At 36.6% G+C, this 10,647-nt stretch carries 10 protein-coding genes; 1 reads left to right on the plus strand and 9 read right to left on the minus strand.

All coding sequences use genetic code 11. The features are described 5' to 3' along the window. Positions 1-61: 61 nt before the first annotated feature. Positions 62-631 carry a YdhK family protein gene (locus AC3WOM_RS20520; protein ID WP_427547074.1) on the plus strand — a complete coding sequence of 190 codons (570 nt, stop codon included), beginning with the start codon at positions 62-64 and terminating at the stop codon, positions 629-631. Positions 632-668: 37 nt separating this feature from the next. Here AC3WOM_RS20520 and AC3WOM_RS20525 read toward each other — a convergent pair whose 3' ends face one another. The 9 genes from AC3WOM_RS20525 to AC3WOM_RS20565 form a co-directional block, all read right to left on the minus strand. Next, entirely contained in the window at positions 669-1,370 is a 702-nt protein-coding gene (locus AC3WOM_RS20525) for a response regulator transcription factor (protein ID WP_492448137.1), read from the minus strand. Then, on the minus strand, positions 1,345-2,742 hold the full coding sequence (locus AC3WOM_RS20530; protein WP_492448138.1) for an ATP-binding protein: 1,398 nt from the start codon (positions 2,740-2,742) through the stop codon (positions 1,345-1,347). The genes AC3WOM_RS20525 and AC3WOM_RS20530 overlap by 26 nt, the downstream gene beginning before the upstream one ends. A 498-nt stretch (positions 2,743-3,240) precedes the next feature. Beyond that, positions 3,241-3,783, minus strand: coding sequence for an NADPH-dependent FMN reductase (locus AC3WOM_RS20535; protein WP_492448139.1), 543 nt, complete (start codon positions 3,781-3,783; stop codon positions 3,241-3,243). Between the two features lie 67 nt (positions 3,784-3,850). Further along, positions 3,851-4,468 (minus strand): nitroreductase family protein, encoded by a 618-nt coding sequence (locus AC3WOM_RS20540; RefSeq protein WP_492448140.1) that lies wholly within the window; start codon positions 4,466-4,468, stop codon positions 3,851-3,853. Positions 4,469-4,539: 71 nt separating this feature from the next. Continuing rightward, on the minus strand, positions 4,540-5,523 hold the full coding sequence (locus AC3WOM_RS20545) for a ring-cleaving dioxygenase (protein ID WP_492448141.1): 984 nt from the start codon (positions 5,521-5,523) through the stop codon (positions 4,540-4,542). 48 nt (positions 5,524-5,571) lie between these two features. Next, the gene (locus AC3WOM_RS20550; protein ID WP_427547092.1) at positions 5,572-6,006 is read right to left on the minus strand and encodes a MarR family winged helix-turn-helix transcriptional regulator; all 435 of its coding nucleotides are present in this window, start codon (positions 6,004-6,006) and stop codon (positions 5,572-5,574) included. 224 nt (positions 6,007-6,230) lie between these two features. Then, complete coding sequence (locus AC3WOM_RS20555; protein ID WP_492448143.1) at positions 6,231-6,695, minus strand: YusW family protein; 465 nt, start codon at positions 6,693-6,695, stop codon at positions 6,231-6,233. Positions 6,696-6,793: 98 nt separating this feature from the next. Continuing rightward, complete coding sequence (locus tag AC3WOM_RS20560; protein WP_492448144.1) at positions 6,794-9,022, minus strand: YcdB/YcdC domain-containing protein; 2,229 nt, start codon at positions 9,020-9,022, stop codon at positions 6,794-6,796. Between the two features lie 134 nt (positions 9,023-9,156). Next, positions 9,157-10,329 (minus strand): glycoside hydrolase family 18 protein, encoded by a 1,173-nt coding sequence (locus AC3WOM_RS20565; RefSeq protein WP_492448145.1) that lies wholly within the window; start codon positions 10,327-10,329, stop codon positions 9,157-9,159. Between the last annotated feature and the right edge of the window lie 318 nt (positions 10,330-10,647).

Consider the following 10,647-nt stretch of genomic DNA (forward strand, 5'->3'; position numbering starts at 1 on the left):
GTGGCCATTATTTCTGCACATTTATTTGCTACATTAAGCGTAATAGTGAGGAGGAATAAATATGAAGATAAGAAGAAGCTGGTTTATTAGTTTACTGACAGTAATTGCTTTACTAGCGTTATCAGCTTGCTCTGACAAGACAGATTCAGGTGAAAAAAATGACAATGAGCAGAATACAATGATAGATCATTCCACAATGGATCATTCTAGCTCTGGTGAAGTGCCAATAGCGTTAAAAACTGCCGTAAACCCTACATTTTCAGTAGGAAGCACAGCTATTATTACTGATGGACATATGGAAGGTATGGAGGGAGCCAGGGCGACAATTGTAGGTGCATATGATACGACAGCATATATTGTCTCCTATGAGCCTGCTAAAGGTGGCGAGCGTGTCGAAAATCATAAGTGGGTTATTCATGAGGAATTGATCGATTCAGACTTGGCTCCATTAGCCCCTGGCACTGAGCTTAAGACGAATGCATCTCATATGAAGGGCATGGAAAATGCGACTGTTCGCATTGATAAGGCTGTCCAAACGACTGTTTATATGATTGATTACACTGCTACTACAAATGGAGAGTCTGTAAAAAATCATAAATGGGTAACTGAGGACGAATTGAAAGCAGAATAGACCTTTGAACCTCTGTAGAGTTCTAGCAGAGGTTCTTCTAGCTTCTGATGTCTAAAGCATTTCTTCCTGCTGACTTAAGCCATTTATAGCCAATTCCCCAAACAGTTTGTAAATAATCATCAGCAGGAAAACCGCTTTTCCGCAGTTTCTCTCGTAAATTACGTACATGCGAATCAATTGTTCGATCTTCAATCGAATCATTATATCCCCATACAGTATTAATAAGATGCTCCCTAGTAAATACCTTATTTTGATGTGCTAAAAATAAGGCCAGCATCCCAAATTCTTTAGGTGTTAAAGATATTTCTATCTGTCGAAAACATACTTCAAAGGATTCCTTATCTAAACGTAATCCCTCAAACAACACAATATTTTCATTAATTTTTGCCCTTCTTAGGACAGCATTAATACGTGCGAGTAACACGTCTTCATCAAACGGCTTCAGAATGTAATCATCTGCTCCTAGATTTAGACCTTTTACCATATCAGTATGCTCCCCCTTTGCTGTTAGCATGATGATAGGAACATCCCAAAACCTCCTTATTTCTTTACAGACCTGCCAACCATCCATCTCTGGCATCATAATATCTAAAAGTACCAAATCCACATGATTTTCTTCTAAATAGATCAGAGCCTCTTGAACGGATACCATTGCCTTACATGTAAAGATAGGCTCTAAATAAAGCTTAAGCAAGTCTAACATTCTGGGTTCATCATCTATGAGCAGTATTGTTTTCATACGTTTCGACTCCTTTAAACGTTAAAATAAAAGTTGTCCCTTTATTCTCTTTACTCTGGGCTGTTATTTCTCCCCCATGTGCCTGAACAAGCTCTTTCACAATTGAAAGTCCAAGTCCAACGCCCCCTAATGCACGACTACGCGATTTTTCAACACGATAAAATCGTTCAAATATATGGGGTAAATCCTTTTTGGAAATTCCCTTTCCAGTATCCTTAACAAGTATAGTTACTAAATCATCCTGTCTTTTTGCCATAACCGATATAGCATCACCTGATGCACAATATAATAATGCATTATTGAGGAGATTCATTAATATTTGTTCAAGCCTTGCTGCATCAGCCATTAAGGTTAATCCTTCTTCACAATGAACATAAAAGTGCAGCTGTTTTTCCTGAAAGGCAGGACTCAACTTTTCCTCAACATTTGCTAAAAACGTATTCAATCGAAGACATTCCTTTTCAATCATAAAGGAGTTTTCGTCCATTTTAGCTAAATCAAATAAGTCCTTTATTAAAAGAGAGAGTCGATTAGTTTCTTCTATAATAATACCTAAGTATTTTTGTCGATCTTGCTCTGTCAAACTACGTTTATAGAGAATATCTGCATAGCCTTTTATAAAAGTTAAGGGTGTCCTTAGCTCATGGGCGATGCTTGATAAAAAATCCTTTCGATCTTGTCTTAAATGATTCAAATCATCCGATAAATGCTGTATTGCAAGGGCAAGATCGCTTAATTCATCCTTGCCATTCGTAGAAAGCACCACGGAAAAGTCACCATTACTCATTTTCAAAGTAGCTTCTTTCATCTGAATTAATGGACGAGCCAATTTTTTAGATAAAACAATAATGACTGCAATGGTTACTAGACCAGAAACAAATCCAACAATTAAAAAATGCTTATTTAGGCGCTCCATTAATGCATGGATAGAATCTGTATTTTGAAACATAAAAACGTAACCAACTGTTGTCTGCTGTTTTTGAATCGGACTAATGGTTGCAATATATCTTTCTTTTTGCCAATTATACTGAAGTATTTCCCCATTATATGGAACAGTATTCTCTAATTTACTTATATAATCTTTGATTTCAGAATGTGGGTGTGAAGACGCTAGTACCGTTCCAGTTATATTTGTAATAACCACCTCTGTATCTTCTACTGACTCCATTAGTACAATATGGGCTAGGGTTTCCTTGTCAAAATTTTGCTCTAATATTGTTCTATGAGAGTTTCCTCTTGCCTGCAAGCTGGTTAGTTCCTCCTCCACCCTTGAATTGGTTAAAGAAGTATGTAAAAAAAGCATCATAAATGTTTCAATGCAAAATAATGTAATAAAAAAAATGATTCCAAGCTTTAGTGAAAGTTTTTTCATTTGCTAACCACCATTTTGAAATTTCCAAAAAATCCGTGACATCCGCGGTGTATTATCATGCGTTTATATATTCGCTGAATAGGAAAAATACATCATCTCTCCACCTTTGAAGTATTCTGTACCTGACTATTCGCTTTCAGTACAAAAACAATTGTTGCTGTCGCTGCGCTTTCGCACAGAAACATTTGTTGCTGTCGCTGCGCTTTCGCACAGAAACATTTGTTGCTGTCGCTGCGCTTTCGCACAGAAATCTATGTTGCTGTCGCTGCGCTTTCGCACAGAAACATTTGTTGCTGTCGTTACGCTTTCGCACAGTAAAAATCTGCTGAATTAAGTTTACAGTATAACGTTAAAGTATGAAGATTTCATGCAGAAGAACAGCCTTTTTAATTGAACATTTCTTTTAATGTTCCACCCACTGTTCCAGAGCTTTATTCGTTTCAAAGGAGTAAAAAAAGTTCTGTAAGTATACCTCATACTTACAGAACTTAAATTATATTAAACGTATTTTTTTACCCAGTTTAAGAAATTGTCGATAACTGCGTCAAGGAATTTTACAGTACCTTCATCTGTCAGATTACCTTCTGCATCAAATTTCGTGTGCACTGCACCAATATAAACATCATTTCCACCAAGTAATGGTGAATTAACACCTGGGGAGAATAAAATATCTCTCAAATGTAATTGTGCCTTAACAGTACCAAGGTTCCCCATCGATGCACCCATAATAATAGATGGTTTTCCAATCATTACTTTGTCTACACGAGATAACCAGTCAATTGCATTCACCATAACACCTGGTACAGTCCCATTATATTCTGGTGTCACCCAAAGCACTGTATCTGCAGCTTTTACTTTTGCTTTAAAATCAAGCACGGCTTGTGGTGCATCATTCTCAATATCTTGATTATACATTGGTAACTCGTTTAAGCTTAATACCTCAAGCTCAAATTTCTCTGTATACTGTTTTTGAATAAATTTTGCTAACTGCATATTATAAGATTCTTTTCGGATACTACCTACTATGGCTACTACTTTCACGATGATGCTTCCTCCTAAAATGTCTATTATTCTTAGTATTTGTATAGCAATTCTATTTTATACCACCTTAATAATAAATGGCAAATTCTTCAACCGGCTTACGATAACCACGTAAGCGACGACTGCTTTCTTTTTCCTTACCTATTGTAATCATAAGTGCAATTTCATGCGTTTCCGGCACATTAAAAAGCGCACGCATTTTCTTATTATCAAACCCAATCATTGGGCAAGTGTCCCAACCGCGATTTTTTGCAGCAAGCATAAATAACATTGCTGATAATGAAGCATTACGAACAGCCTCGTCCTTCATAAAATCCTTGCCGCGATCTTCATAAAATTTAGTATTCTCTGTTACAATCTCCTCTAATTCACTAGTTGTAATTATACCTAAATCAACCATCCCTTGAGTTAGGTTAGCTGTATTTTTATAAGCCTCTTTATCACCTAGTACTAGAATCACTCCAGATGCTGAATGTACTTTATATTGACCATATGCAGCCTCTCTTACTTTTTCCTTCATCTCTTCATCCAACACAACGATGTAGTTAGCATGTTGTAAGTTAAAAGCCGATGGAGCAAGCTTAACATCCTCTAAAATAGGCCGTATGTCTTCTTCAGTCATCCTAACGTCCTTCAAAAAATTATTAGCTGAACGACGCTTGTCAATTAGTTTGGAAAATTCCATTTTTAAACCCCCAATGCAGTTATGTAATTCCATCCAGTAAGCAGTTATTGCTGTTACTGAATGAATTAGTATTACTCATATTTTTTATCGAATTTTATTGTACTTCTTACAGTGTCAATAGGACGAACAAGTTCTTCAATTTGAGCACGCTTTGACTCTAAAAATGGTGGCAATGAAAGTTTTTCACCCAAAGTTTCATAAGGCTCATCCCCCATAAATCCTGGTCCATCAGTGGCTAGTTCAAATAAAATTTGTGGTGCAACTCGTGCATAAAGGGATTCAAAGAAGTGACGGTTGACATAACCAGAAGTATGGAAGCCAAAGCTATCAAATCTTTCTGTCCATTCATTCAATACAGCACGATTCTCTACTCGGAAGGCTGCATGATGAACTGTACCAAAGCCTTGACGTGCTACGGGTAAAACACTGATGTATTCAACAACAAGCTGAGCACCGTTGCCTCCCTCGCCTACCTCAAATAAATGGAAATCTCCTTCCTCAGCAATTTCAGTAAAAAGCATCACTTTCTCTAACACATCTTTAAAGTATTTAAAATTAGCAATTCGAATGAATACTGGCCCTAATCCTGTTATTGCATATTCCAAAGGTATTGGCCCATCTTGCCATGGAGTCCCAGATGCAACACCCTTATTATGCTCATCAGAAATAAGTTGATATTGCTGATCGTCAAAATCAACGAAAGATAAAGTTTTCTTACCAAATTGTTCTTTAATACCTGTATGATTAACCTGCAATCGGTCAAAACGTTTCACCCAATATTCCAAAGCGTCATCCGTTGGCACACGGAAGGAGGTTTTGGAAATCTCATTTGTTCCATGCACACCTTTTGGGATGTTCGGAAAATCAAAGAACGTCATATCTGTACCTGCGCTACCCTTATCATCCGCAAAGAATAGATGATATGTTTGAATATCGTCCTGATTAACTGTTTTTTTCACTAAACGCATTCCTAACACAAAAGTGAAAAACTTATAATTTTCTTCAGCACTGCTAGTAATTGCTGTAACGTGGTGAATTCCTTTTAAATGATTCATTTAAAACCCTCCTATTGTCTCGATTTCGAGATATTGATGTAAATTTGTTCATTTATTAATCGCATTAAAACCAACCTTCTTTAGAGACAGAATCATTGTTTCCAGCTCTTCGTGGTCTAATACTTCAAAAATCTCATTAATTTTTTGTTCATGCTTTGGGAAAATCTCTTCTAATAATGTTCGTCCCTTATTGGTTAAAAAAATATAAGTGACACGCCGATCCTTTGGACAGGCACGTCGATAGACATAGCCCTTTTGTTCAAGCTTATCAATAACATAGGTAATACTGCTACTTGCAATTAATATTCTCTTACCAATCACTTGAATTGGTTGCTCCCCACGATGGTATAAAAATTCAAGCACTGAAAATTCGGTTTGATTTAAATCATATTGCAGCAAATCTCTCCTGGTTGCTTCCTGAATCGTTTGATATGCACGGAACAAGACCGTAAAAGCCTTTAAATTACGATTGTCTTCCCTCATCCGACTCCCTCTTTCTATTTACCTCGAAATTAATTATCTTTAATTCGAGATAATAATAACATATATTTCCCCCTACGACAATCAATTTGTTTTACTCAGAAATCTACTAAGTATTTATTTCACATATTTCGTACCCTTGATAGCACTACTACTTTTTAAATTCTGCATGAAAAAAATCCAGCCGTTAATAGGCAGCTGGATTTGATGAATTCAACCTGTACCATTTACTTTAGGCGTTTAAATTCTTTTTCATTCCCATCAACAAATTCTACTTCAATCTCAATTGATTGAAAGTCCTCTGCAATATGAAATACAGAGATAACCTGTTCTATTACCTCATCATTTGGTGTAGTGGAATCAAACGTCAGCTGCTTGAAAAGAGGCTCCAACTTCGTATAGGCTGCATCCCCCTGAAGATTTTCATTATTTCGCGTATCCTGTAATTTCGCTGCTACGCCAGACTTTTTGTTTTCGTATTCAGCTTCATAGGAATCTGCCCCAGAATAATCAACATCCAACGAAAACTCTAAAAAATTGAACGGTACTTGATCTGTCGCAGTATCACCGACCTGCTGATTCATATTTTGTTGAACTGGAGCATTTGTCGGCATATCTTGTGCCTTTTCCTTTGTACAGCCATAGAGAATGACAGTCATAAACAGAACAGCAATTAAAAATTTCATTCTCATCTTTACACTCCTTTCTTCTATTATTATTTCCCTCTCCGTCTAAAAACTAACCAAAAAAGGTATCTCCAAAAATCAGGAGATACCCTTTCTATCATGAATTAATAAAAGTAATTACGAGTGTTGTTACCTTCAGCAATAGCTTTAGCTAATCGCATTGTTGATACAGCTAAATCTGCATATGTTACTTTCTCAGTAGCATTAAAGTTATTTTGCTGTGCATCGATTAATCCCATTGCACTTACTAAAGCCACATAGCCAGAATATGCTGGATCAATTGCGCCTGCATCAGCAAAGTTTAATTTGTAAATATCGCCATGCTTCGCAGCTTTCTCTAAGCCTAGCACACGGATATACCATTCTGCAAGCTCCTGACGAGTCATTGTTGCATCAACATCAAATCGATCTGCTGGCTTTAAAATGCCCATTCTTACAGCTTCTTCAACAACTCCATATAATGGATGCTTTTTATCAATATTCGTGAAGGATTGCTTGTCATCACCTTCTCCATATCCACCAAAATAGCCATATGTGAGAGATTTAAGCATAATTTTTAGTGCTTCTCCCTTAGTCACGCCTGTATCAGCATTAAAAGTAGCTGGATCTTTAATCTCTAATACGTTTTGGCTGACTAAATAATTTAACTCTTTGGCCGCAGTAGGATGTGAAATCAATGGTTGCTCTTTTTTATCCTCAATATTTATTAACCACTCACCAGTAGTTGCATCAATTTGATTAAATAAGTTACCACCATATGTTGGTGAATACACTAAATCATAATGATGCTTATCTTCACCATTTTGTTTAGCATACTGAAGTTGTAATTTAAGTGCCTCACTATAAGACTCCTTTGCTTTATCAGCAGAAATCGCCTGATCTACGGATGGCCAATTATCAATTTTTTGGTTAGAAATATACAATGAACGTAAAGAACCATCAGAACCAATGTTGACAGATATTTCATCTCCAACAACAGCAATACCATTTACAACACGTGGGAATGAGAAGTAATATTCTTTACTATAATCTTCTAATACTGCTTCCTCCAATGGTTTTGCATAATTATGCACGTAGGAAGGAGCCCATTGCTTTAAGTATTCAATTGCCTTATTTAATGCCGCATCCTTAGAAATGGCTGTAGTCTTATCGCTAGTCTTTACGAAATCTCTACTTGAATCATAGTATTGAGTAATTTCACCTGTTGCCTTATTTATTTCCAACTGAGAACCTGTACTACCATTATCATATATATACGAATAATTTACAGTGTAAATCGTTTCCCCATTTTGATTTTCTCTTTCATCAATCAGATCAAGCTGCAGCTTAGCTTTATCAGGGTCAACCTTTAAGAAGGACTTCGCAAATTCTTCTGCTTCAGCTAATGTCATGCTCTTCTTTCTAGGTTCAAGCGGTTGTGAGGATAATTTTTCTACGCGTTTTGCTTTTGGTACCTGTGCCGAGAAACCGTTCACTGTTTGCCACTGTCCATTTAAGGCATGTACCCCATTGAAGCCTGTTGCTGGTGCATAGACAAGCTTCACCTTACGCTGATCTGTTTGATAATCATAATCAACCGCATAACGCAATTCTACTGCTAGATTATCACGAATTTGGGCAATAATATCTGCTTCATTCTTTTTCTGCTCTACACTATCAAACGTTGCCTTACTAAGGGATTCTGTATTGCTATACATACTTGTAATTTCACCATTTGCAAGGACCTCAATAGAAATGTATTGATCGCTGATTGCCACACCATTCTGAGTTGGTGAATAGACAAACGAATAAGAAATTGGCTGTGATAATGGTCTGCTCATATTGAAATAGTAGTCAGTCCCAATACCATTTTCCTGAAGTTTGTAGTTTTCAGTATTCGGGAATTTTTTTAAGAAATCCTTTGCAATTTTTTGTGCATCAGCTTCAGAATACTTTGCTGGATACATTGCATCTGAAATATCAGAAGGTTGATAATAGAAATTTTCTAGCTCTAAATCGTCTCCCTTAAATGTGAAGCCACCATGAATATCTTTCCCATTTACAGTTTTATGGAAGTTTAAATCATAACGAATTGTTGTATCATCTCTATAGTAGTGTCCGCTTCCTACATTTAAATCTTTTTCTGTTAAGAAATTAAACTTATCTGGGAATATTGCATGCAATTTATTGATAAGCATACTCTTTGTTACTTTTGTCTCTGTTGAAGCAACTTGAATTTCAATTCTCTCTGAAGATTCCTTTACATTAGCAGAAGCTTGTGAAATTGGTGAAAGTACTCCGAAAGTAAATGCTGTAGATGTTAGTATAATACCTAACTTTTTAAACTTACCCAAAATATCCCTCCTAGAAAACTATTTACCATCTATTATAATATACATTTCCAAATTTGGGAATGTTATTTACAGAGTATTTCCACTCAAAAGAAAATAGAATAGATATTATGATATTTTTTATCTAATAAAGTTAATTATTTTTTTACCACATCAAAATTGGAATCTATTAATAACCAATTTTGTGGGAATGGTAAACCTAGCTTCCAATAACCTACTCCTCGAAGTTTATAGCGCTTTATTAAATCGAATTTAGCCTGAATGGATCTTGCATCTTCAAACCAAACAACATGTGCCCTGCCCTGCTCATCATAGTATTCAAAGAAAGGTGCTTGAGATCTCGTATCATATTGAATAGCTGCATTATATTTTTTAGCAATTTCAATAGCTCTTTGTGGACTAACTGCTTCAGCAATGGGACCTCCTTGTACAAAAGGCAATGTCCAGTCATAGCCATATAAATTTTGTCCAAGGATAATTTTATTCCGAGGAATTTCACTAATAGCATATTTAACAACTGCCTCTACCTCAGGAAGTGGAGATACTGCCATAGGGGGACCAGCAGAATATCCCCATTCATAGGTCATTAACATCACAAAATCCACTATTTCTCCATGAGCTTTATAATCGTGTGCCTCAGTCCATGGACCACGCTCACTAGCACTTGTTTTTGGAGCTAACGCTGTCGATACTGTATATCCTTGTGGATGGAATCTACTTACAGCTCTCCTTAAAAAGTTGTTATACGCCTCACGTTGATCACCTGGCAAATTTTCAAAATCAAAATGGATATCTTTAATGCTCCCTAAACGCCTTGCCTCTTCTAAAATATTGTCAAAAAGCAGATCCTGTACGGCTGTACTTTGAAAAATGTCTCGTGCTAAATCACCACTAAAGCTAAAATTCTCTAAATTTGAGATAACCATTGCTATAGAGGCTCCTGTATCATTAGCAACTTGCGTTACGCCCTGACTTGGCGGCTTTTTAAGCGTCCCATCTCGCCTTGCCTCATAGCTAAATAAAGCAAGATACGTTAAAAATGGTCCTGCTTCTCTTGCCTGACTCAATAATGCTTCACTAACAGATGTCCCCCTCGGTTCTAAATATGCCAAAGTTTCAGCCCTTGTTTTTGGTGGAGATGGAATATACAGTCGCATCCCAACAGATAGCGGTTGATTTGGATTAATGTTGTTGACCTGTGCAAGTGTTACATAATTAATGCCGAAGCGCTGGTCAATGGACCATAAACTGTCTCCAGGCTGTACATAATAAAAACTTCCGATAATCGGAATAACAAGAGCTTGCCCTATGACTAATCGATTTGGTTCTGGAATTTGATTGGCATCTACTATACTTTGAACCGTTGTCCCATACGCCTGTGCAATTCCCCATAAAGACTCCCCAGCTCGTACAACATGTATTTGAATGACATTGCCTCCTTCAAGCGTGATGAAATCATACCTATAAAGCTTATGAAATAAGGCAGGAAAAGATGTCATGGCTCTTTCGGAATAGGTTTCTTTAAAAAAAGTCCTTCACTGATTACAGTGAAGGCATAGTGTTGAAAAACTAAATGGTCAAGGGACTCTTTGTGAACACTACTAAGTCAAATGAAGGTGATTTCCGTT

Source organism: Lysinibacillus sp. FW301-JW8 (assembly GCF_058788755.1).

Excerpts from the sequence above, each read along its gene's own strand:
- AC3WOM_RS20540 (WP_492448140.1), bottom strand. The coding sequence starts at position 4,468 with ATGGAATTTTCCAAACTAATTGACAAGCGTCGTTCAGCTAATAATTTT.
- AC3WOM_RS20530 (WP_492448138.1), bottom strand. The coding sequence starts at position 2,742 with ATGAAAAAACTTTCACTAAAGCTTGGAATCATTTTTTTTATTACATTA.
- AC3WOM_RS20550 (WP_427547092.1), bottom strand. The coding sequence starts at position 6,006 with ATGAGGGAAGACAATCGTAATTTAAAGGCTTTTACGGTCTTGTTCCGT.
- AC3WOM_RS20520 (WP_427547074.1), top strand. The coding sequence starts at position 62 with ATGAAGATAAGAAGAAGCTGGTTTATTAGTTTACTGACAGTAATTGCT.
- AC3WOM_RS20555 (WP_492448143.1), bottom strand. The coding sequence starts at position 6,695 with ATGAGAATGAAATTTTTAATTGCTGTTCTGTTTATGACTGTCATTCTC.
- AC3WOM_RS20545 (WP_492448141.1), bottom strand. The coding sequence starts at position 5,523 with ATGAATCATTTAAAAGGAATTCACCACGTTACAGCAATTACTAGCAGT.
- AC3WOM_RS20525 (WP_492448137.1), bottom strand. The coding sequence starts at position 1,370 with ATGAAAACAATACTGCTCATAGATGATGAACCCAGAATGTTAGACTTG.